Below are 24410 nucleotides of genomic sequence, written 5' to 3'. Positions count from 1 at the left end.
TTGTCGCATGCGTCAAACTCGTTATTTTAATTGGTAAAAATTAGACCATAATAAAGTAGCACATTTGCAAATTACACAAGGAACCCGTGTTTTAAGGAGCAGACGCCTCAATGCAAACTAACTTTATGAGGTTGATGCAACTCAATGAATATTACTTCTTGTACTGGTTTTCAGATAAGTTACATGGCTTGAGAGCATTTTCTAGCGCATAGTAATCTTTTGTTCTGACTTCACACAACACCTTTATGGCATTTAAATCAAACGTAGCCCACTCCCTTGTCGAATCTACTGCCCATCTGCCCGGTCACTGCGTGGTGCATCGATACCTCATACATTGCAAAATCAATACCCAACTTAGAACCCTAGCGAAACAAAGCCTCTTTCTCGTTATTCTTAAACTGAGTATGAAATTCTTTTGCCGACTTGGGTTGTTTTCAAAATCAGGCACGGGAAAAAGGGTGTGTCACTACAGTATTCATATGCAACATGAATCGGCAATAATTGCTGGGCGCTGCCAACACCCGTTCGTCACTGGTTATCACCGTCTTTATCAAAATATTCCTTACGGAGACACACTAAAATGTACCTATTTTTAATACAGCCTTTAGATGTGATAACTATCCAAAAATTTAAATAATTTTAAAAGAAAAAAATTAAATTGATTTTCAATAGAATATTTTTCGACGAAGGACTTCCGAACAAAATCTCATAGTTCAATATAAGTTTGCAAAGAAAGCCTAAACGGTTTCCTTAACATCATCTGGCATAGTGATGTTTAGTTCAAGCACCGAGTTATCTCCCATCCGCTCTAGGTTCACACTCACCTTATCACGCGTGACATGCACGTATTTAGCAATAACAGCGAGGATTTCTTCCTGGAGCTTGGGTAGATAGTCAGGTGTATTACGTTGAGAGCGTTCATGAGAAATTATTATCTGCAAACGTTCTTTAGCAACAGATGCTGTAGCACTTCTTCTACGTAAGTAATTGAAAATACTCATACCGTCACTTCCTCCTTGTTTTTGCTGAATAAGCGACGCAATAATCCCTTACGATCATTACTTATGAAGCGCATTGGTCTTTCTTCACCGAGAAAGCGAGCAATTGCATCTTGATAAGCAATACCTGCGTCACTTGTTTCGTCAAGAACTACTGGTGTACCTGTATTTGAAGCTTTAAGTACTGATTTTGATTCTGGAATAACGCCAATTAATGGAATGGCCAATATTTCTTTCACGTCTGTAACAGAAAGCATATCACCACGCTCGACGCGCTCTGGGTCATAGCGTGTTAATAATAAATGTTCTTGAACTGGTGTTTTATTCTCAATTGCTCTTTTAGTCTTACTAGCAAGTATTCCTAAAATTCGATCAGAGTCACGTACAGAAGAAACTTCTGGATTTGTTACAACTATTGCATGATCAGCAAAATACATGGCCATTAATGCACCAGTTTCTATTCCAGCAGGGGAGTCACAAATAATAAAGTCAAATTCTTTTGAAAGATCATTAAGTATTCTTTCAACCCCTTCAATGGTTAACGCATCTTTATCTCGGGTTTGCGATGCAGGAAGTATATAAAGGTTTGCAATTCGCTTGTCTTTAATTAAAGCCTGATTCAGGTTTGCTTCGCCATTTATAACATTTATAAAATCATAAACTACCCGACGTTCACAACCCATGATAATATCAAGGTTTCTTAAACCAATATCAAAGTCAATAACGACAGTTTTATGTCCTAAGAGTGCAAGGCCCGAAGAAATAGCTGCAGAAGAAGTAGTTTTTCCTACTCCGCCTTTACCTGATGTAATCACGATTATTTTAGCCAACGCTGAACCCTTCCTGTTTTTTTTGATTCAACACAATAATTAACCAACAGTGTACACGTTTATTGATAAATAATTCAAGTAGTGCAACAGTAATCAGTGTAAAAACATATTCCAAAAACAATGGGGCGAGCCGAAGAAATTTGTAATCGTTTTTAGCATATTATTGATATTATGATGTTTTAAAATACATTAAAACAATATCAAGTGAATTAATGTAAATGAAAATATAGAGGGAGTTTTAGGAGAAAACCTCAACGAGTTCTATAATTCTAATATGAAATGTTGTGTTATTGTAAATTATCTGTTTAATTTGTCCAGAATTTATAGTAAACTATTCGGTTAATTTAACTCCTCTAGTGAGAATAAAATGGCTCTTTCTATTGTGCAGCAATCATTAACCTTCGATGATGTCCTTCTTGTTCCTGCACACTCTTTAATTCTTCCTAAAGATGTGTCCTTAAGAACAAAGTTGACTCGTGCTATTAACCTGAATATTCCTCTTGTATCCTCAGCAATGGATACTGTAACCGAAGCTCGTTTGGCCATTGCCCTGGCACAAGAGGGTGGTATTGGTATTATTCATAAAAATATGACAATTACGGCACAGGCAGAAGAAGTCCGAAAAGTGAAGAAATTTGAAAGTGGTATGGTTCGGGATCCCATTACTGTGACTCCTAATATCACAGTTAAAGAATTACTTGATGTAATGGCCAAATATAATTTCTCTGGTGTTCCTGTAGTTGACGGTGAGAATTTAGTTGGCATTGTAACCAGTCGAGATATTCGTTTTGAAACTAATTTATCTTTGAGTGTAGAACAAGTAATGACTCCCAAGACAAAATTGGTAACCGTCAAAGAAGGCGCAAGTCGTGAAGAGGTGCGTAGCTTACTGCATAAGCACCGCATTGAAAAACTGCTTGTTGTTAATGACGCATTTCAATTACGTGGATTGATTACAGTTAAAGACATACAAAAAGCTAAGGAAAATCCTTTTGCTTGCAAAGATGCTGCAGAACAGCTACGTGTTGGTGCAGCCGTTGGCGTGGGAGAAGGTACTGATGAACGCATTGAATCATTAATTGAAGCCGGTGTTGATGTGCTTGTTGTTGATACAGCGCACGGACACTCACAAGGTGTACTTGATCGCGTGAAATGGATTAAAAAGCACTATCCAGAAGTACAAGTGATTGGAGGAAATATAGCTACAGCTGCGGCGGCTCGTGATTTATATGCTGCAGGTGCAGACGCGGTAAAAGTGGGTATAGGTCCTGGATCTATTTGTACTACTCGAATTGTGACTGGTGTTGGTGTCCCGCAAATTACAGCTATTGCAAATGTGGCGCAAGAACTTAAAGGAAAAATTCCAGTAATCGCTGATGGTGGCATACGTTTCTCTGGTGATGTTGGTAAAGCACTTGCTGCTGGCGCAGATACTGTAATGCTTGGAAGTATGTTTGCCGGAACAGAAGAGTCGCCGGGTGAAATTGAATTATATCAAGGAAGAACTTATAAGAGCTATCGAGGCATGGGGTCAATTGGAGCTATGGCTTCGTCACAAGGTTCTAGCGACCGTTATTTCCAAGATGCATCATTAGGTTCTGAAAAATTGGTTCCCGAGGGAATTGAAGGACGCGTTCCTTATAAAGGATCGGCGCAAACAATTATTCATCAATTGTTAGGTGGTTTGCGTTCTTGTATGGGGTATACAGGATGTGAAAATATCGAGCAATTACAAACTAAGGCAGAATTCGTACAAGTGACTAATGCCGGAATGAGGGAGTCACATGTTCATGATGTCAGTATTACAAAACAGGCACCAAACTACCAGGTGGATAATTAATAATGAGTGATTTAAAACAACATCCTTTGCTAATCCTTGATTTTGGTTCCCAATACACACAATTAATTGCGCGACGAGTACGCGAATTAGGTGTTTATTGTGAAATTCATCCCTTCAATATTACACAAGAACAATTTACTGCACTTAATCCTTGCGGCGTCATTTTGTCCGGTGGCCCATCAACTGTAACTCATGATGAGAACCCACGTGCACCTCAATGGTTGTTTACTGCGGGGTTGCCTATTTTAGGTATTTGCTACGGAATGCAAACTATGGCGGTGCAGTTAGGCGGTGAAGTACAGTCATCTTCGATTAGAGAGTTTGGCTATGCTGAGTTAAAGTTGCATGGTCACAGTAAATTGTTTTCACAAATTGAAGACAGACTCAATACTGACGGGAATGCATTATTAGATGTCTGGATGAGTCACGGCGATAAGGTAACAAAATTACCACTCGGTTTTAAGGTGATTTGTGAAACGCGAAACGCTCCAATTGCTGGGATGGCTGATGAAAATCGACAAATGTATGGAGTGCAATTTCATCCTGAGGTCACACATACACTGCAAGGAATGCGTATTCTACATCGTTTTGTTGTGGATATTTGCAAGGCTTCGACTAATTGGACCTCTACGCTTATTATTGATGAAACAATCAATGAAATACGTGCCCGGGTGGGGTCTGAGAAGGTTTTACTTGGTTTGTCCGGCGGCGTAGATTCTTCCGTTGTTGCGGCTTTATTACATAAAGCAATTGGCAAACAATTGGTTTGTGTTTTTGTAGATACTGGCTTGTTACGTTTTAATGAAGCAAATGAAGTCATGGAAATGTTTGGCAAGCACATGGGGGTTGAAGTTATTTCAGTCCATGCCGAAGATAAATTTTTTAATGCACTCAAAGGGGTAACTTGTCCTGAAGAAAAAAGAAAAATTATTGGGCGCACCTTTATTGAAGTATTTGATGAAGAAGCACTAAAAATTCCTGGTGTGGCCTGGCTGGCGCAAGGAACGATTTATCCTGATGTTATTGAATCGGCCGCGACGAGCACAAACGGTGCTTCGGTAGTAATTAAATCTCATCATAATGTGGGGGGGTTGCCAGAAACATTGAACTTGAGTTTATTAGAACCTATTCGTGAATTATTTAAAGACGAGGTTCGTAAGGTAGGGCTTGAGTTAGGCTTGCCCCATGATATGGTCTATCGTCACCCATTTCCTGGACCCGGGCTAGGGGTGCGGATTTTAGCAGAAGTTAAAAAGGAATATGCAGATATTTTACGTCAAGCTGATGCTATCTTTATTGAGGAACTCAGAAAAGCTGATCTTTATCATAAAGTCAGTCAAGCTTTTGCGGTATTTTTACCAGTCAAAAGTGTTGGCGTGATGGGAGATGGGCGTAAATATGATTATGTGATTTGTCTTCGTGCTGTAGAGACGGTTGATTTTATGACAGCACATTGGTCTCAATTACCTTGGGAATTCCTGGGTCATGTATCCAATCGAATTATCAATGAGGTAGATGGTGTATCTCGTGTAACATATGATATTTCAGGAAAACCACCAGCTACTATTGAGTGGGAATAATTTTTTCAGGTGAAAAAAATCACCTTTTCCGTTTTTAGGGTCGTTCCCTCCTTCGAGGGAACGACAGCTTTTTTCTTAATTTTCTTAATATGCTAGATCTTGGTTATATATTTTAAAATTTATTTTCTTTAATTTAATAATGAACGATCACTATTGGATGCAAAAAGCTTACGAGCAAGCAATTCTCGCCCAAGCTGAGGGGGAAGTTCCTGTTGGTGCTGTATTAGTGAGCAAAGACAATCAGTTGTTAAGTTTAGGGCGAAATTCCATCCAAAACAGTCACGACCCATCAGACCATGCAGAGGTTTGTGCAATCAGACATGCATCACAACAGTTAAAAAATCATCGTTTATTAGATACGACACTCTATGTTACCCTTGAGCCTTGTGCCATGTGTGCGGGACTAATTGTACACGCACGGATTAAACGGCTGGTTTTTGCAACCCGAGATTTTAAAGCAGGAGCCGCAGGATCGGTTTATAACTTATTACAGGGTTACCCTTTAAATCATAAAGTTCAAATTGATGAGGGAATAATGCAAGCGGAATGTGCTCTTCTACTCACTGATTTTTTCCAAATGTGTCGATAAACACGGGCAGCATATCGACAAAGTAATCAAGAGTTTGGAAAGATAAGAGTGAGCCTGGATAATAGTTTAGTTTGTATTAACTATTTGGCAATAATTGGCATAGGTAAGGCTGCCTGTTGAGATTGTAATTTATGATTACTGTAAAGTGCTTCAAATTTATCTTTTTCAACTGCGATTCCTACTTTTAGCCAATGTTTAACCTTTGCTGCATTGGGTGTGTTTTTTTTTGCTGCATCTTCAGTGAGGTACAGGTTTCTTTTATTATCTCCTGCACGAGGAAAAAATTGGGGGACATTCCTTTCGTAAAAAGGAGCATATAAGACAAATTCCCTGATGTCTTTGGTAAATAACAGTTCTCGAATTTTGTTCACATCATTGACTTGGATACTTTGATATAAAGATTTTGCATCGATTTTGAGATTCAATAATTCTTCTTTTAACATCGCAGATTGTAAAAGAGGTTGACATATTGGATCAGTAAGACAAAGTTTAATCCATTTTAAGCAATCATCAGACAGAGTATGGTAAAAATGTGATACATAACTTATCTGAAGCAATGAATTGACATCTAGAAAATTCAATATATGCACAATTATTTCGCGGGGCAAATCATTCATGAAATGTCCATATTTTAAAAGATTAGAAATAAATTTTACATTATTGAGTTTGTATTATCCAATACTTTTGGCTCAGGTTTTACTAAATCAGAACTATAACTGGTTACACTTAATTTGGTAATTGATGGAATTACTTCATCTCCAACGGCGTTCAATTCAATTTTAGCTTTAACATCCATGATAGGTAATACCCTATAGTTGCCAGTTTTATTGTCTTTTATATGCTCAGGATTTTGGGTGGCAGTTAATTTGCCTGTGCCATCATTGATCATTATCCCTCTTTCCATGCAGAGAGAATAAACAATTGGTGAATATAAGAAAACAACTTTTCCATTTTCAATGCACCAGACTTGCTCAATACCTTTAGTATTAAGTAAAGAGGTGGTTTCTTCTGGTGTAAACTCACCACTGAGCATTAATGTATCTAAAAAACGATTTATATCTTGTCCGCCATTCGCTTGTAACCATTGTCGTATATTATTTCCGCAATCTTGAGGGTAATCACTTCCCGCAATCAAATAATCCAATAAATCCTCTACCTCTTTATTTGTTGTTGCAGTGAGGCCTCGAATACTGGTAGATCTTGTGAAGTCTCTATAAGCTTTCGTTGCATCAGAATTTCTTTTAATGTAATTTGCTTGCCATTCTCCTATTGCTTGATTCATTATTTCATTACTATCATCCAGGGGATAGTCATAATTCCATGCAATCGAAGGTTTTTTAGTTGTTTTACGTAGCTTTTCTTCATTTAAAAATTGATAATGAGGCATAATTAATGCAACTAAAGCATTATGGAGCGATCCAAATTGATTTTCAGCACTTGCTGAAACAGCGTCAATTGGATGCCTTAAGTTAATGGGTTTTTGCTTTCTTTCATATGCAGGAAGAATTACCTCACCTCTATTTCGCATCAGATCTGCCATTGTAACCAGTTTTTCAGAAAATATTGAATGTGGCACTTTAATTTTCATGGTTTCAATGTAATGAATTGCCTCATGAATTTTAGCAATATTAATTTCTTCACCTTCTAAAGGTAGACTTTGTTTTAATAATGATTTGATATAAAACAAATGTTCATTAACAGTTGTATTATTTTTTCCTACATTTTTTTCTATATATGAAATAAGAAGATTTACTCTTTCAGGATTTAATCGGTCATTTTTTTCCTGCATAGTTCACACCAATTTATAAAATAGAGATTGAATTCATATTGAATATGTATAATTTTAGTATAAAAAGATTAAATAAAGATTAAATATGCGGATTTAAATTGCATTAAATTCATTATTTTTACAGGTAATTAAAATTAAACATTGATGTGATATTTTTTTATGGAAGTTCATACAACATTAATTCAATGTATTGAATGCTCAGAACTATAAGGTTCTTTATATGATATTCAGTAAAGTGAATGCCTGATGCCTCTGTTCGAGAGTTGCCTAGATAATTGGCGGAAGGGTTACAGATAGTACTTTCACTTTGAAGTAATTAGGAGTTCTTGAATGAGTTTTTGTTTTAAAACTTCCTTTTCATCATTATTTAACGACTGATTTTGTTGATTAGTAATATAAAAAGTATCTTCTGCGCGTTCCCCTGCAGTTACAATTTTTGCGTTATGCAAGTGAATATTTAATGTTGAAAATACTCTGCCTATTGTTGCAAGTAAACCAGGTCTATCTCCGGTGACTAGAAATAGGCGAGTTTGATTATATGATGGCTCATCATAGTAATGAATTTGAGTTTTGACGGTAAAGTGCGCCAAGGCGCGCGAGAGTCTTTTTCGAACAACAACAGGTAATTGATTCGTTTGTGCTAAATGGGTGCATAAAGCCTGTTGAATATCATGAGATCGTTGCTTATCAAAAAATGCCTGATTTTGCTCATCTAAAATAATATAGGTGTCTAAATCATATTGATTATCACAGGTAAGAATCATCGCTTCCTGAATAGTGACGTTGTGATTACTTAAAACAGTAGTTGCAATAGCAAATCGATCATCTCGGTGAGGCATATAAATAAAAACCTCGGTTCCACCTTGACTGTGGTGTGGCATAATCATGACTAAAGGGAATTTTGTGCAAGCAAGAATCGCTTTTGTATGACGCGCGATGACCTCGGGAGATTCATGTAAAAAATATCTGTCTTTGAATTGTTCCCATAAATCTTCAATCGCTTTTGATGCGAATCCTTCGGTATTTAATATGGATAAAGCATGCTTTTTCCGTGCTTTGATGAGAGCAGTTTCATCGGTCAACTCTTGTTCTCGATGTAGCATATGTTTTGCAGCACGATACAACTCTTTAAGTAAAGAGTCTTTCCATGAGTTCCAGAGAGTAGGGTTAGTCCCACAAATGTCAGCAACCGTAAGCAAATATAGGTAATCCAGATAGCGGGGGTGCGGCAGAATTTGGCAAAAGTTCTTTATGGTATTGGGATCATAAATATCTTGTCTTTGTGCTGTTTGTGACATAACAAGATGATTGCGTACAAGCCAAACCAGTAAATCACTATCTTCCTTTTCTAGCTTGTGGTTTTGTGCAAAAGATGCTGCTTCAATTGAACCTAGTTCTGAATGATCGCCGCCTCTTCCTTTGGCAATATCATGAAATAATGCGCTCAGGTAAAGTAGTTCGGGTTTGTTTAAATGAGACATAATTTGTACGCAGAGAGGGAATTGCTCTGCATAGCTTTTTTCTTTGAAACGAGACAGGTTGCGAATGACAAATAATGTGTGCTGATCCACAGTATAAACATGAAATAAATCATACTGCATTTGTCCGGTGACTAGAGCAAAACATTCTAGATAATGAGTGAGCACACCGTATCGGCTCATTCGATGCAATGCTTTATAAGGTCCATCCTCTACTTTAAGAATACTCATAAACAATTCTGTTGTTTCTGAGGATGCTTTAAAACGTTTATTCATCAGATAGAGTGATTCTCTGATTAACCGAATAGTATTCGCTCTGACTCCTTCAATATCAGGCCGTTTTGCTATCCATAGAAATAATTTTAGTAGCGCTTGTGGATGATGGATGAACACACGCGTGTTTCTTACTTCAATATAATTATTGGATAGTTGAAATTCATGATCTAGAGGAAACAATTTTTGCTTGGGAGAGTGAGCTATGGTTTCATCAAACCATTGTAGTAACATCTCATTGAGTTCTCTGTTGCGTTTAATTACTTTAAAGTAGTCTTTCATGAATTGTTCTATGGCTAATGAATGAGGTTTATCTTTATAGCCAAAAAACTGAGCCAATTTGATTTGATAATCGAAGGATAAGCGTTCTTCCGCTTTTTCAGCTAGTACATGTAAAGCAAAACGCACACGCCAGAGGAAATGTTGGCAATATGTAAGCTTTTCATATTCTTTGTCAGTAATGAATCCATAATTGATGCCATCAGCTAATTTTTTTATATTAAAATGTCGTTTACCAATGCTGAGCAGGATCTGCAAATCACGAAGACCACCAGGGCCATATTTAACATTAGGCTCCAAGTTATAAGCTGTCTCACCATATTTGGCATCACGTTTTTTTTGTTCTTGAAGTTTAGCTAAAAAGAAATCTTGGCTGATCCACATGTGTAGAGGATGTATTTGATAAATTAATTCCTCCATTAATGGGCCACGACCGCATAATAAAAACATATCCATGAGGCTAGAAATAACAGTGACGTCTTGGCTAGCAAGTTCGGCACACGAAGAAACACTTGTAATTTGATGGCTGAGATTTAAGCCAACATCCCAGCAATCCTGGATAAAATTTTGTGCACGATTTAATTGTGATTTAGAAACCTTATCAGAATGCAGCAATAATATATCTACATCTGAATAGAGTAGTAGTTCTCTTCGTCCATAACTTCCAAGTGCAAGTAGGCAAAAAACGTCATGATCCAGTTGATTTTTAGTAAATAAACTAATGACCAGCTCATCGATGAAGCTAACTAGCTTACGAATGATTGTGGTGATATTGGTTTTATAATCGAATTCTTCGCGTAGTTTTTCTTTAAATTGTTTTAGTGCATTTTTAAGATGTTGTAACTCTTGGGGCATCCCTTTTTTCTCTGCATCTTGTGCCTGGCAAAAGGGATGAGTTCTTGTGTGGTTACTTTCGTTCTTCATCGCGCAAAGTCAAAATTTCTACACCATTATCGGTTACCAATAAGGTATGTTCCCATTGGGCTGAAAGACTATGATCTTTGGTGACTACAGTCCATTGATCAGGCAATAATCGAGTGTGATACTTCCCAACATTGATCATAGGTTCTATGGTGAAGGTCATACCTGGTTCCAATTTCATTCCTGTTCCAGGTAATCCATAGTGTAATACTTGAGGATCTTCATGGAAGATACGTCCTATCCCATGACCGCAATAATCGCGGACAACAGAGCAACGATTTTTTTCTGCATGTTGTTGAATGGCGTGACCAATATCACCTAAATGAACTCCAGGTTTCACCATTTCAATTCCAATAAACAAACACTCATGAGCCACCTGGACTACATGCTTTGCCTTGACTGATGGGGTGCCAATAATGAACATTTTACTGGTATCACCATGATAGTCGTTTTTAATAACAGTAACGTCAATATTAATGATATCCCCATCTTTTAAAACTTTTTTTCCAGGGATTCCGTGACATACTACATGGTTAACAGAAGTGCAAATGGATTTAGGAAAGCCATTGTAATTCAAAGGGGCAGGAATAGCTTTTTGTGTATTCACAATATAATCATGACAAATGGTATTAAGTTCTTCGGTAGTGATACCTTCTTGAACATGAGGACCTATCATCTCAAGAACTTCTGCAGCAAGCTTGCCTGCAATGCGCATTTTTTCGATTTCGTCCGGGGTTTTTATAGTAACTGCCATAGAGTGTGAATCCAAAAGTGTTATTTGATTGTTCAATATATTTTGTTCCAATATCTATAGTGTAGGCTAAACAAGTGCTGCATGTATCGTGCGATTTGGAACGAACGTCATATTAGCACAACCGATTATATATGTCACCGAATCCTGATTTGTGTCAGATTTCTTGAACAGTAAATTTCTTGGGTGTGAATCCTGGTAATTTTGTTCTTTAAATAAGTATTAATTTCGAGTAACTAGAATTTAATATGATCACGCTGTAAACTATTTGATTTTTTAATCAGGATTTGACCATGCCTAAAAAATTGAAAACTACAATTTTAAGAAAACAAAAACAGAGAGCAGCGGCCGCATTTCAGGTTAAATTCAAATTGACTCAAGTACACGTGAATTCATTCTTTGCAAAAAATTCAAAACTAGATGAGAGTAACTTGAGAAAATTAAAGAAATTAATAAAAAGCCTTGGTATTAAAAACATGGAAGCTGAGAATTATCTTTCTTCTTCTGTAGACCAACCCGAACTTGTTAAAGTAATGCCAGTTAATTTATTAAAAGAGTTTGGGGGCCAAGGATTATATGCTTATGTCGATATTCCAGCCGGCACATGTTTGGGCGAATATACTGGGGAACTGTATCCGACAACAACTTTATTTAAAACATATGTAAATCAAACTTCAGGTGCAGATTGGAGTTATGCAATGACATTGGGGCATAGAGTAATTGATGGTAAAGATAAAGGGAATTTTACGCGATACATCAATTTTTCTGATACTCAAGCCAATGTTGAATTTCGAGAAGATGTAGTAAATGGCATAAAATGTGTCAAAGTAATTGCGACAAAAGATATCCCCAAAGGAAAACAATTGCTGGTGGATTATAATTGCTACGATGAACGAGCTTCTAAGGAGTATTTTTTTCTTAGTCCAGAGGATAACTGGCAATCTGCCCAGGAAGTGCTTGACTCCAATTCAAGAGTATATCGACTCTTTGTAATGCAAAAAGCTCTTACGCTATTAAACCTAAAAGAAAACGATAGTTTGTATGTCACAAAAATTGGTGAAGTAATTCTTTCTGGAAAACAATTATCCCTGGATCAAAAAAAGATTATTCAAGATGATATTAATCTTCCTTTTCTAAAAACAAATTTGCGGGGGAAGGTACTGGACTTTAATCATGCCGATTCATTTACCGCATTAATGTTGGCCAGTTATCTGGGGCAAGTAGAAAATGTGAAATGGTTGGTTACAAATCATGCGAACATAGATCAACAACAAAACCATTCGGGAAATTGTGCTTTATTTTTTGCACTCGCTGGTTATGCTGCCTCAGAGACGAAAAACCAAAAACGCGCATATTTGGATGTTTTGTGTATTCTGATTGATTCACAAGCAAATATCCTGGTTCACGATAGAGAAGATAGAACGTTTCTACATAAAGCAATTGATGTTCTTGCTTTAAGTGACTTTAAACTGCTAATGGGCCATATAGCAGAAAAAAAACAGTTCAATCCTGAAGAGATATTAAGTTATATCGATAAAAATAATCAGGATATTTTCATATATTGTCTTGTGAATAAAGATTTTAATAAAGCATCTGTTTTACTCAGATTATGCTCTGATTTTTTCAGAAGCGAATATTTTAATTATGGCAGCAAATATGAAGAGAAAATTGGTAAGGGTATGTTAATAAATTTAATAAATGAGTTTGAACAGGATGAAAAAAGCGCATTATTAAAACTCTTGTCTAATCCGAGGTTGAAATTGGATCAAGATTTTATTAGTTCACTGGATTTGAGCGAAGAGGAAGATTTGTCTTTTTCCAACTAGACGAAATTGATTTGCTCGGGGTAGAGTAACCCGGGCAAATCGTTTTGATTTTCTCTATATCTCATTTTCGGAATATAAGAGGTCAGGTTGACAAAGGGCTATAGCCGATGTGTCTACGATTGGCTTTTTGTTCTGACATTTTCTCTTCGATTTCTGATTGTCTATCAGCGGATAAATGAATTTGTTGATACCAAAACGAGCCATATCTCGTGTATTGTTTGGGATCATATTGATGTGCTTCTCTTCCAGTGATCACTTTAGGTTCAATTTCAGTTGGGTGCTTTCCGTTATGATTGGGAGTATATGCTAAAAAAAGCTCACTGGTAGCTGGTGGTTTATTTAGATAGATAGTAATGTCTTTTAAATTGATACAATTTTTACGGCGCGAATTGGTTCGTAAGGCTTCTTTAACTAAATTTTGCAGATCTATTATAGTTCCTTCTTCAGGGGTTACAAAACAATCACTGATTTGTTCTGTTTCATTAGAGTTATTTTGTTGAACCGCAATCTTTTTAAAAACCATTCCAGAGGGAATTGTTACATAAATCATAATACCTCCATATAAGATCAAATAATTGCTTAAGTGTATCATAAGCATTCAAAAAACATATTTTTATTGTCATGAAATTTTATTGCGCTTACTTCTATTTCGAGTACTATACTTTATTAAAATCCGGTGCTTAACTCTTAAGGACAAAAATGAAACTCCGTGCATGTACTTTTATGTCTGCCTTAAGTTTCCTGATAAGTACTTCGGTTTTTGCTTTTGAAGGCCATGAATGAGGGAGCTACCATAGTGTGTCTCCCCCGAATCCTGGATATCACTATAATGAAAATTACAATAACTATTATAATAATGGATGGTATGGGGGGAGTGTAAATGTGAACACCTGGGATGATGGCATTTGTTACGATAATGATTTGAATGATAACACTGATGAAGTTATTGGGGGGCCTGATGAAGGTTATTATGATCCTTTATGTCAAACTATAGATGATTGTAGTACAGGTACTTGTGTGTCGATAAATACATGTGATCAAGAATAAATTATATGAATAAAAAAACATTTCAATGGGCGGTAATTGGTGCGGGGCCTTCTGGGATTGCCGCAGTGGGAAAATTATTGGATAGTGGCGTTTCGCCAGAACATATTTTATGGTGTGATCCTCATTTTAAAGCCGGAGATTTTGGTCTGTACTGGCGTAATGTTTCGAGTAATACTAAGGTCAAATACTTTAAAGATTTTTTATCGGCAGTCCAATCTTTTCGTTATCAAGAGGCTCCTGATTTTCAATTAAATCATCTACCTGTAGAGGAAACATGTACCTTGAGTTACATGGCTGAGCCCTTGCAGTGGATTACAGAGCATTTTTTACGAAAAGTCCAAGCAGTAAAAACAACAATCCATAATATGTTTTTATCAAATAGGTTATGGTCTTTGTGCTCCGATTCACAAACATACCAGGCTAAAAATGTAATTTTGGCTACAGGCGCATTGCCTTCAGCGTTAAATTATCCAGGGGTTAGTGTAATTCCCTTTGATATAGCAATTGATAAGGAAAAACTCTCCTCAGTTATTCGCCGTGATGAGACGTATGGTGTATTTGGATCATCTCATTCTGCAATTATCATTTTAAAGCATCTTGTAGAGCTTGAGGTCAAAAAGATCATTAATTTTTATCGTTCACCTTGCTGTTATGCGATTGAAATGGATGACTGGATTCTTTTTGATAATACTGGTCTTAAAGGACAGAGTGCTGCCTGGGCTCGGGAACACATCGATGGTGTTTTACCTCCTAATTTGGTTCGTTACAATGTCAGTGAACCTAATATTGCACGCTTTTTACCTGAATGTGATCAAGTAATTTATGCAGTAGGTTTTGAGCAGCGTAAAAGTATTGTTATTGGCGATTATGAATATTCACACCACAATCCCTACGTTGGAATTATTGGTCCAGGGCTATTTGGCTTAGGTATTGCATATCCAGAAACTAAAGCTGATGCCTATGGAAACGTGGAGTCTCAGGTAGGTTTATGGAAGTTTATGGTATATCTGAATAAGGTTATGCCTATTTGGTTGAAATATCCAGCTTAAATTGTAATTGAGACTCATAAAGACCGCTCCTGGAACTTTACATGTCTCAATTATTGTATTTATTTAAACGCAATCAATTGATATTCAAAAATTTTTTTTGTTCTCTTCATGTAGTGCAGGCCCAACTTAATTTACTAAGACGCTTTTCAATCTGAGAAACACCTACTAATATAGCTCTTTTTATAATTAAGAAAAATACTCATGCAAAGGGTAACTTTATTATTCTTTTTTTTACTAGGGATATTTATTTGGCCTAAAAATGCTGAATGTTCGCTCGAGCGTGATTTGCAATCTTGGTTTAATCTTACAGCCATTGGAAAAACTCATAGCAACGATAAAATAATAGGGAGGGTACGGTATTGGTTAGAAGGGCAACAGCGTTTTGGTGATGATAGTAGCCGTTTCACCCAGACATTATTACGCCCTGGATTAGGTTATGCGTTAACAGATAATCTAAGCATATGGCTTGGGTACGCATGGGTATATACAGGCATCCCTTTTACCACTAATCCATTTGAGGAAAATCGAATTTGGCAGCAACTTTTATGGACTAAAACCAATCGATATTTGACTTTTACCAGTCGAACACGCACAGAACAGCGATTTTTAGAAAATAATCCTAAAATAGCTTATCGAATCAGAGAACTTATTAAAATTTCGGTCCCGATCAAACGATATACCCATTTTAATTTTGTCACTAGTGATGAACTGTTTTTTCATAAGAATAATTTTGTGGGTACAAACAGTAGGGGATTTGATCAAAACCGATTTTTTATCGGTTTGGGCTACAAAATAAATCCCATAGCCACCACTGAAATCGGCTATATGAATCAATACATTCGACGTTTCGGGGTTCCAAACTTTCTTACTAATATTGTATCAATTAACTTTTTACTGAGTTTGTAAAGCGAGATTTATGAAGTTCAATTTATAATTCATAAATATTATTCTGATTGGTTTGCGGATCTATTTAATGACCAGCGCCGTTCTCAGGCCCACCAGAACCATCCATGGCATTTGTTTGATGTGAACGATAATGCCAAAATCTTGGAAAGGCCAAACAACAGACGGTTACTCCTATAATGCATAACAAGCCACCTGATATCAATGCAGTGGGGATGCTAGCACTGGAGGCGATAAATCCAGCACGTGTATCACCTAATTTAGGTCCGCTTAAATAACTGATCATTTCAATACCAGCTAATCTACCACGATATTCTGTTGGAATGGTATTATTCCACAATGTAGTTCGAAATATCCCACTTATAGCATCAAAAGCTCCAGAAAGTGCTAAGAAAAACAGCACAAGCCAAAGTGAGTTTGATAAGCCAAACCCAATGATGGCAGCACCCCATAATGCTGCGGCAACGGCAATGGCTCTTCCATCATAATTTATTTTTGCAGTCCAGCCACTGATAAATGAAACAATCAATGCCCCAACAGCGGGTGCAGAATAGAGTAAACCTAAAGTTTTAGCTCCCCCCAAAGATTGGGCTATGGCAGGAAGTAAAGAATTAGGCCATGCAAAAACCATGGCGATAAAATCAATAATATAGCTCCCCATTAATTCCTGCCGATTAAAGGCAAAGGAAATTCCTTGTTTTAGAGAAGATAGAATAGAAGGATGCTCCTGCATAACAGGCCTGGGTATTGAATGGATTCTGATTAAAGCGATTAATGACATAAAAAAGGTCATTAGATCAATTAAGAACGTGATAACAATGCCATAGTGAGCAATAATAAGCCCAGAAAGAGCGGGGGCAATAATCATACAAAAACTGAATTTGAATGTAGCTAGTGCTCCTACCTTTTTGTAATCATTACGGCTAACAATTTGTTGTATAATGCTATCAAATGCAGGCCGATGTAATCCGGTAATGGCTGACATAGAAGCTGAAACGATAAAAATGAGACTCAGAGAAGGAGTCGTTTGATATGAGTTAAGTGCAAGCAGGCAGCATCCTACGGCAAGAAGTAACTCACTGATAATCAATAATCCTCGTCGATTGTATCGATCAGCAAATACACCACCAATTAATGCGGTGATTAATAGGGGTAATAACTGGGCTAAACTTAATAATCCGACGGCGAAGGTCGATTGGGTAATTTGATAAATTTGATAAGGCAGCGCAACATTGCTGATCATGGTACCGATAAATGAAATGAATTGCCCCAAATAAAGAAGCCTGAAATCACGATTTTTTTTTAGAAGTGAAAGATCTAAAAGCTGGCTCATTTTGAAATATCCGAATGTACAGATCAGTAAAATAATATGACAAAACGATTCTATTCTTTTTAATTGAATCAGTACAGTATTGATTTTATTCTGAGCGGTTAATGACTCAAGCGTTGCTCTATTATTTAGAACAATTATTATACTTTACCTATATGATCCCGATCTGAAGGAGGAATTATGTGAGGACTTACTTATCATTTTTATGGTCTTGGTTATCAATTTTTTCTTTATTATGAATCATCAAAGGTTCAACAAAACTTACTTGAGTGGAATAGGTCATCGGAATTTTTTCGTTATCAAGTGCTTTTTTAATTGTTGTGAGTACTTCATCAAGTGAACGACGTTGCTGGCTGGGTTCGGGATTTGTCCACCAATATATTGCAAAGTCAATGCCATTAGAAGAAAAAGAAACCACATAGACTTGAATATACTTATCTTTAGAAACAGTTTTGCACTGTTTCATCGCTTCTTTAATGACTGAGCGAGCTTTTTCTATATCAGTATTAAAATCAATGCTGCAAACAATTTTTTCACGTCTGAGTGATTCATCAGTAAACACCCGTACTATACTGGTATACATTGTAGAGTTGGGGATGAATACTCGTGAACCGTCTGTTTTACGCAAATGAGTATTTTGAACAGAAATACGATGAACGTAACCTTGAGCCTCGCCATGCTGCGATCCGACCTCAATAAAATCGCCAATGCTAAAAGGTTCTCTGAGCAAGATCAAAATGCCTGTAAAAAAATTTTCAAAAACATTTTTGAATGCCAAGCCAATTGCAACAGAGGTTAATCCTAAAGTGGCTAAAATATTTGCTGTAGTAACTGATGGAATTAAGATCGCTGATATAATTAATATTCCTATAAACCATACAATGATAATGGTTAATTTATGGAAAATTGTTACTAAGTTAGCGCGAATTGCTATTCTAGGTAAAAACGAACTTACAAGACGACTAATTAATTTGGCAGCAAAATAAGTCATTATTGCAAAAATAATTGCAATAATGATATTGGGAATTAGCGCAATAAAATTTTGCGCAAATTTATTTAGAGTTTTTAGAATAAGCTCTAAATAGTTCATATGGAATTTCCTTATTTTACCTTACTTAGATTTACTGTTTTAAAAATTCCTAAATCCAATCTGTGATTTTAGTGTAGCAAAATATCCCGAAAGAATGTAATAAGTGCGATTTGAATGATTTTTGAAATTGCACAATTTGTAGTGATAGATACAACGATACTTTATGTTGTTAACAGTAATTTATTCGCTTTCTTTCTATAATTCATATAGGATGTGAGTGAACTAATCTATTGTTAATATAAGGAATTATGACAATAATACGACAAGATCCCAAGTCCAAAGCTTCCAGAAGAGTTTCTCTTGCCAGTTTTATTGGAACAACAATCGAATGGTATGATTTCTATCTTTTTGGGACTGCATCCGCTTTATTTTTTAACATTCTTTTTTTCCCTAAAATTAGCCCAGTAGCTGGTATTATGGCTGCCTATGCGACTTATGCGGTCGGTTTTTTTGCCAGGCCACTTGGAGGGCTAATATTTGGTCATTTTGGTGACAGGGTAAGCAGAAAGAAAATGCTTGTTTTTACTTTATGTTTGATGGGGGGCTCTACATTCTTAATTGGATTACTTCCAACCTATGAAATGATCGGGATATTTGCGCCATTTTTATTGGTCATTTTACGATGTATCCAAGGAATTGCAGTTGGTGGTGAGTGGGCTGGAGCTGTTGTGATGTCTGCTGAGGTGAGCCGAGAAAAGGAAAGAGGGTTTTATTCAAGCTGGCCAAACTCTGGAGCTCCCTTTGGATTAGTGATTTCCATAGCAATATTTCTTGTATTTTCTGCACTTCCTAAGGAGCAATTTTTATCTTGGGGTTGGCGCGTTCCTTTTCTACTTAGTTTTATTGTTGTTCTTGTTGGTCTTTATATTCGTTTGCAGATTATGGAGAGCAAAATTTTTGTGGCGGCAACAAATCATAAACATCCGCCTAAGATCCCTGCATTAGAAATGCTACGTTCTCAATTTAGAAATTTTCTTTTGGCAATCGGGGCACGCTTAATTGAAAGTGCTTCATTTTATGTTTTAACTGTTTTTATATTAAGTTATGGAACGCTTGAATTACATTTATCCAAAACAATTCTTCTCTACGCAGTAATGATTGGGGCTATTTTTGAAACATTTTTGATTCCGTATTTTGGTTCACTTTCGGACCGAATTGGTCGGCGTCCAGTTTACATTACAGGTGCTTTATCGATGGCTTTATTTGCATTTCCATTTTTTTGGTTATTGCAAACAAAAAATCCAGCATTGATATTTTTTGCTGTAATTTTTGGAATGTGTATTCCTCATGCGATGATGCATGGCGCTCAGGGAGCATATTATTCAGAACTTTTTAAAACACGTATTCGTTATAGTGGAACAGCTATCGCTTATCATTTATCCGCTGCATTTTCTGGAGGATTAGCTCCCTTGATTGCTACTGGTTTAGTAGAATGGGCGCATGGAAATACTTGGCCTGTTTCTGTCTATCTCATTATTTTGGCTGTGATTACTATAATCAGCGTTTATTTATCGGTAGAAAGAGCGCAAAAGGATATTTCGGCCTAATCTATGAAGATAGGAACCTGGGCTTTGCTTTACCCAGGCTATTCTTTTTTATCCTTCTTCTTGTTATCAATGTTCGTTCCTTTTTTCTTTGGAGGATAGACATCTGCTAAAGAGACAGATGTACCATGTTCTGAAACAATGCGGGCATGATGTCGTCTTAATTCCCTGGGATCTTCTACTCCACAGGAATGGCAGATAACGCCCACTTCATAAGTTAAATTTTTTACATAATGATAAACACGGACAGCCTTACTTTTGGGATTTAAGCCTCTTACCAACCATCTGTTATGGGTTGTAATCCCCGTTGGGCAGGTGTTTTTATGGCATCTCATAGCTTGTACACAACCAAGCGCAAACATAAATCCACGCGCAGAATTAACGAAGTCCGCTCCAACACAGAGAGCCCAAGCTACCATTCCTGGAGTAATTAGTTTGCCAGAGGCTATGATTTTGATTCGATCCCGTAAATTATATTCTACTAATTTATCAACAAGAACAGGGAGGCTTTCTGTTAAGGTTAGACCCATATAGTCTGCCAGAGTTAACGGAGCGGCCCCTGTTCCACCTTCAGCACCATCAAGGGTAATAAAATCTGGCGCATACTCTACACCACGTTCGATGATTTCCTGACATAATTCGTCTAACCACTGGTAATTTCCTAGAACTACTTTAAATCCAGTGGGCTTACCGGTTACCTCTCGAACATAATGAATTAGATTGAGCAATTCAAACGAGTTTGAAATTTCAGGAAAACGATTCGGGCTAATGGAATCTTCATGGGATGGAATGCCTCTAATTTTAGCAATTTCTTTGGTTACCTTGATTGCAGGTAATAATCCGCCCTTTCCTGGTTTAGCTCCTTGGCTTAGTTTAATTTCAAACATTTTAACTTGAGGATGTGCTGCTGCTCTTATTAATTTCTCATCAGACAAATTGCCATGCTCATCTTGGTATCCATATTTTGCTGTACCTATCTGAGCAACCAAATCACATCCTCCTGCTAAATGATAGGGTGATAATCCACCTTCTCCAGTATTGAGCCAGCAGCCCGCATTCTTTGCTCCATGAGATAAAGCAAGAATAGCATTTTGTGAAATCGACCCATGACTCATTGCCGAAATATTGATTAACGAATTCGTTGTATAGGGAAATTTACAATGTTGTCCAATTGTAACTGCGTGTGCTTTAACTACATCTCGTTTAAGAACAGGGAAAGGTGAGTCAACAAAATAAATTGTATTCAAGGGCCTTCGGTCCCGAGTCGTACCAAATCCTATAGTTGTGTCGGTATTTTTGCTTGCTTCATACACCCAGGTTCGCTCGGTGCGATTAAAAGGTAATTCTTCACGGTCTCGGGCATAAAAATATTGCCTTAAATAGACTCCTAATGATTCAGCGATATAACGTATATAGCCGATGATAGGGAAATTTCTAAGTATCGTATGTTCTTTTTGGAATATATTCCATGTTGCTAGAAGAATGATTAATAAAAACAAACAACTAAACAATAATTCTAGCGAATTGGAAATATGGAAAGGTTCCTTCATAATTGCATCCCAGCTAATGCCCAAAAAGCAGGATACAGTAAAAAAGTATTTACCATCAATATTATTATTTATTGAGTTCTATCATCATGTAAAATGTAAAATCATAAAACAAAATGATTTAAAAGGATGAATAGTTAACATATAATTCGCACAAACTCCGTATTTAATTACATAATATGATGCCTATAATTTCCCTACTTTCCCAATCTTTAAATCAAGAAACAAGCGTCCTTACGTCAGACACAAAAATACAATCTTCAGATCAAAATGATCCACAAGTATTAAAGCCTAACCAAATAATTAAATTATTAAAATCCTCAGCTCGTAGGAACGAAGCAAAAAATGTTTTCTTATATGCGTTTGCAGATATAGATCAAAAAGCAGTATTCGATTTAATGAAAACACTTTACGCATATCCTATAGATATTCCCGATACGGAAATCGCGCAAGTAATATATCAATGGTACCTCACGGTTGGTATGCAGAATAAAATGGGTTTTCCAATGACTGATAAAGAATATCAGGAGTCTAAATCTGCAAATATTGCCCGAATTATCACTACTGGTTTATCTCCACAAAACAGAGCGAAGTTAAAAGGAAAAGCTCTTCTTGATATAGGTGCAGGTGATTGCGCAATGACTTATTTGGTAAGCAAACATCTAGGGATGGAAGGAAATGCAATTGATATCCAATCTGAAATCGATTGGGGCGGGGAAAATAGCAGTGATAAAAAAAGTAAAAATGATTACATGGCACAAATTAGCAACCATTATATTTATGATGGGAACGATTTATTAGGCGCTCTTAAAGAGAAAAAATTTGCAATTGTTATGTATAATCATTCATTACATCATTTTCCTGGTTTTCAAGCACAATTTGAGAGTTTAAAACAAGCAAGTCAAATTTTGGAACCCGGTGGAGTTCTCTTTTTATCAGAGCATGCGAACTGCTTTGATGATGATATCTTGGACCTCTCTCATATTTTATTAAATCTAAGATATAGCATTGATAAAAAACAAATTTCCAGTCCTGAAGCAGCAATGAAGGCTCTTATAAAATTTAAATTAGAATATCAATCTCATTATCTCTCAAAAAATATTCTTGATGTGATCGCAAAACAACTGGGACTTACTTTAATTAAAGAAGAAATTCGCTCAGTAACCGATGTAGCAAAGGCAACATTTTTTTGTTTTGTTAAAAAATCTCCACGAGAAGAATTGACTTACTCTCCCTATTTCTTTGATACGGATAAGACGAGTAGACTTCATCACCATATAAAAACATATGATCAAGAACTACCTCAAAGAACATATTCTGCAGAATTATAAAAATAGGGTATAGCCTGTATTTACTAGTATAGATACAGGCAAATTAATGTGAATGAATAACGCTTATCACGAGATTTCAAATACATTTTAGAAAAAACTGTTCGATGCGATATTTTCTGATTCTGAGGATGAAGCATTGATAAGGGCTGTTAAAAATTCAGCGGGAATTTCTTTATATTCAGGGAATATGTTTTTATAAAAAGAAAGGTCTTCAATCGCTTGATCAACGGTATTTTTTATGTATTTCTGGACATATTCTTTATCATCGAATAAATAAATCTGACGCGTTAAATTTGATAAAATATTCAAAATATGCCGTTGGTAGGTTTCAATTAATTGGAGAGCACTGGAGCGTATTTCAAATAAATTAAGGCCTAATGAGCAGCTGCGAATAGCAATATCTAGCGTGACAACATTACTATTCCAATAATCATTGAAGCGCTCTTCAAATGTAGAATTTTCAAATTTCATATAAAACCCTTTTCGTGTTTGTGTCGATTAATATATAGACACAATGATTTTATATTAAATAAATTAAATGTCTATAAAATAGACCTATTGGTAAAAAAAATTACTTTATGGTGTTTAGATTATATGAATAAGAAATGCGTAATAAATTCTAGACAAGTTGAGCTGTTATTTAATATTCATTTTTTAATGTATCTTTACAGGCCATAACATCCTCCCATAAATCACGAATAAAGTCTGAATCTTGTAACTCATGTATTGTAACCGTAGGCGGTAATTGGGAATTCACATTGGCAAAATGGTTTTTTACAATCTCTCCTTCTAGAAAATCCTTTAAATCAGTTATATAAGCAATAATACGTTCTTCGGGTAAAGACTCGATAATTGCTTCATGTTTTTTTACAAAATTAGCAACTTTCTTAGGTGTGGCTTCTGGATTTAAATCTGTAAAGTGATCAACCAGTGGCTCATATAAAGAAGACAACTCTATCACTCTTTCTGCTACTCCTACGATGAGCCCATTCATTCCATTTTCAATTTTTTTGTCTTTTAGAAAGCCTGTGAATAAAACATCGAGATCAACAGTTCCTCCATACGTAATAAGTGGTTTGTTTCCTGAGATGTAATTGGCAAGTGCCTCAATAGTTACTCTGTCAAAATTACCTCTCATTGGTAAACCATTATCAGGAAAAGTACCATGAATTCTATAATAGGGTACATTATGATCTATTGTTGATGCTAATTTACTAAGAACTTGTGGTTTGCTTTTAAAAAAGCCGAGGAACTGTTTCCCAATACTCATACCAACACTCCGGATAAATAAAAAATACTTCAAAAATCGAAATTGATTAAAATAGAGTGCGTATTTTTTATGACACCATGTATTAATTATAGACATTATTTGGTTTTAACAAATAAATTGAAACAGAAGGATTATCTATCATTAA

The 24410-nt window shown here is 36.2% G+C and carries 21 protein-coding genes; 9 read left to right on the top strand and 12 right to left on the bottom strand.

Annotated elements, in window-relative coordinates; all coding sequences use genetic code 11:
- Positions 1-737 precede the first annotated feature (737 nt).
- Both minE and minD read right to left on the bottom strand, forming a co-directional pair.
- A complete protein-coding gene (minE, locus tag ELY20_RS09985; protein ID WP_110142142.1) occupies positions 738-1001 on the bottom strand; it encodes a cell division topological specificity factor MinE in 264 nt (87 codons plus the stop codon).
- A complete protein-coding gene (minD, locus tag ELY20_RS09980; protein ID WP_110142141.1) occupies positions 998-1828 on the bottom strand; it encodes a septum site-determining protein MinD in 831 nt (276 codons plus the stop codon). Before minD ends, minE begins: the two co-directional genes overlap by 4 nt.
- A gap of 367 nt (positions 1829-2195) precedes the next feature.
- Between minD and guaB the strand changes: the two genes are divergently transcribed.
- From guaB to tadA, 3 genes are all read left to right on the top strand, one after another.
- Positions 2196-3668: an IMP dehydrogenase gene (gene guaB / locus ELY20_RS09975; RefSeq protein ID WP_110142140.1), complete on the top strand. Its 1473-nt coding sequence runs from the start codon at positions 2196-2198 to the stop codon at positions 3666-3668.
- Positions 3669-3670: 2 nt separating this feature from the next.
- Positions 3671-5248: a glutamine-hydrolyzing GMP synthase gene (gene guaA, locus ELY20_RS09970; RefSeq protein ID WP_110142139.1), complete on the top strand. Its 1578-nt coding sequence runs from the start codon at positions 3671-3673 to the stop codon at positions 5246-5248.
- A 139-nt stretch (positions 5249-5387) separates the two neighbouring features.
- Positions 5388-5837 (top strand): tRNA adenosine(34) deaminase TadA, encoded by a 450-nt coding sequence (gene tadA / locus ELY20_RS09965; RefSeq protein ID WP_110142138.1) that lies wholly within the window; start codon positions 5388-5390, stop codon positions 5835-5837.
- 80 nt (positions 5838-5917) lie between these two features.
- Here tadA and ELY20_RS09960 read toward each other — a convergent pair whose 3' ends face one another.
- From ELY20_RS09960 to map, 4 genes are all read right to left on the bottom strand, one after another.
- Positions 5918-6454 (bottom strand): F-box-like domain-containing protein, encoded by a 537-nt coding sequence (locus tag ELY20_RS09960; protein WP_110142137.1) that lies wholly within the window; start codon positions 6452-6454, stop codon positions 5918-5920.
- Between the two features lie 35 nt (positions 6455-6489).
- On the bottom strand, positions 6490-7626 hold the full coding sequence (locus ELY20_RS09955; RefSeq protein ID WP_110142136.1) for a hypothetical protein: 1137 nt from the start codon (positions 7624-7626) through the stop codon (positions 6490-6492).
- Positions 7627-7928: 302 nt separating this feature from the next.
- Positions 7929-10511, bottom strand: a complete 2583-nt coding sequence (gene glnD / locus ELY20_RS09950) for a [protein-PII] uridylyltransferase (RefSeq protein ID WP_199739229.1) — start codon at positions 10509-10511, stop codon at positions 7929-7931.
- Positions 10512-10563: 52 nt separating this feature from the next.
- Positions 10564-11331, bottom strand: coding sequence for a type I methionyl aminopeptidase (map, locus tag ELY20_RS09945; RefSeq protein WP_110142134.1), 768 nt, complete (start codon positions 11329-11331; stop codon positions 10564-10566).
- A gap of 290 nt (positions 11332-11621) precedes the next feature.
- Between map and ankI the strand changes: the two genes are divergently transcribed.
- Entirely contained in the window at positions 11622-13154 is a 1533-nt protein-coding gene (ankI, locus tag ELY20_RS09940; protein ID WP_110142133.1) for a Dot/Icm T4SS effector AnkI/LegAS4, read from the top strand.
- Positions 13155-13236: 82 nt separating this feature from the next.
- Here ankI and ELY20_RS09935 read toward each other — a convergent pair whose 3' ends face one another.
- Positions 13237-13704 carry a permease gene (locus tag ELY20_RS09935; protein ID WP_110142132.1) on the bottom strand — a complete coding sequence of 156 codons (468 nt, stop codon included), beginning with the start codon at positions 13702-13704 and terminating at the stop codon, positions 13237-13239.
- Between the two features lie 332 nt (positions 13705-14036).
- Here ELY20_RS09935 and ELY20_RS16995 point away from each other — a divergent pair, with 332 nt between their 5' ends.
- The 3 genes from ELY20_RS16995 to ELY20_RS09920 all read left to right on the top strand — a co-directional run bounded on the left by ELY20_RS16995 (position 14037) and on the right by ELY20_RS09920 (position 16156).
- A complete protein-coding gene (locus ELY20_RS16995) occupies positions 14037-14201 on the top strand; it encodes a hypothetical protein (protein WP_233590561.1) in 165 nt (54 codons plus the stop codon).
- A gap of 5 nt (positions 14202-14206) precedes the next feature.
- On the top strand, positions 14207-15250 hold the full coding sequence (locus tag ELY20_RS09925; RefSeq protein ID WP_110142131.1) for an FAD-dependent oxidoreductase: 1044 nt from the start codon (positions 14207-14209) through the stop codon (positions 15248-15250).
- Positions 15251-15451: 201 nt separating this feature from the next.
- Positions 15452-16156: a DUF2490 domain-containing protein gene (locus ELY20_RS09920; RefSeq protein ID WP_110142130.1), complete on the top strand. Its 705-nt coding sequence runs from the start codon at positions 15452-15454 to the stop codon at positions 16154-16156.
- A gap of 64 nt (positions 16157-16220) precedes the next feature.
- On the opposite strand, the gene ELY20_RS09915 is transcribed toward ELY20_RS09920, so the two are convergent.
- Together ELY20_RS09915 and ELY20_RS09910 are read right to left on the bottom strand one after the other, a co-directional pair.
- Complete coding sequence (locus ELY20_RS09915) at positions 16221-17486, bottom strand: MFS transporter (RefSeq protein WP_110142129.1); 1266 nt, start codon at positions 17484-17486, stop codon at positions 16221-16223.
- Positions 17487-17673: 187 nt separating this feature from the next.
- Entirely contained in the window at positions 17674-18573 is a 900-nt protein-coding gene (locus tag ELY20_RS09910) for a mechanosensitive ion channel family protein (protein WP_110142128.1), read from the bottom strand.
- A 248-nt stretch (positions 18574-18821) separates the two neighbouring features.
- Between ELY20_RS09910 and ELY20_RS09905 the strand changes: the two genes are divergently transcribed.
- Entirely contained in the window at positions 18822-20120 is a 1299-nt protein-coding gene (locus ELY20_RS09905; RefSeq protein WP_110142127.1) for an MFS transporter, read from the top strand.
- Positions 20121-20158: 38 nt separating this feature from the next.
- On the opposite strand, the gene ELY20_RS09900 is transcribed toward ELY20_RS09905, so the two are convergent.
- Positions 20159-21667: an FMN-binding glutamate synthase family protein gene (locus ELY20_RS09900; protein WP_110142126.1), complete on the bottom strand. Its 1509-nt coding sequence runs from the start codon at positions 21665-21667 to the stop codon at positions 20159-20161.
- 176 nt (positions 21668-21843) lie between these two features.
- On the opposite strand from ELY20_RS09900, the gene ELY20_RS09895 reads away from it, so the two are divergent.
- A complete protein-coding gene (locus ELY20_RS09895; RefSeq protein ID WP_199742193.1) occupies positions 21844-22995 on the top strand; it encodes a class I SAM-dependent methyltransferase in 1152 nt (383 codons plus the stop codon).
- An 87-nt stretch (positions 22996-23082) separates the two neighbouring features.
- Here ELY20_RS09895 and ELY20_RS09890 read toward each other — a convergent pair whose 3' ends face one another.
- Together ELY20_RS09890 and ELY20_RS09885 are read right to left on the bottom strand one after the other, a co-directional pair.
- Entirely contained in the window at positions 23083-23466 is a 384-nt protein-coding gene (locus ELY20_RS09890; protein WP_110142124.1) for a hypothetical protein, read from the bottom strand.
- 169 nt (positions 23467-23635) lie between these two features.
- Positions 23636-24265 (bottom strand): hypothetical protein, encoded by a 630-nt coding sequence (locus tag ELY20_RS09885; protein WP_110142123.1) that lies wholly within the window; start codon positions 24263-24265, stop codon positions 23636-23638.
- Positions 24266-24410: the final 145 nt, after the last annotated feature.

Source organism: Legionella qingyii, assembly GCF_003990155.1.
Classification (GTDB): Bacteria; Pseudomonadota; Gammaproteobacteria; order Legionellales; family Legionellaceae; genus Legionella; species Legionella qingyii.
Note: the sequence above shows the minus strand (reverse complement) of the source record. Positions and strands in the feature narration are given on the sequence as shown.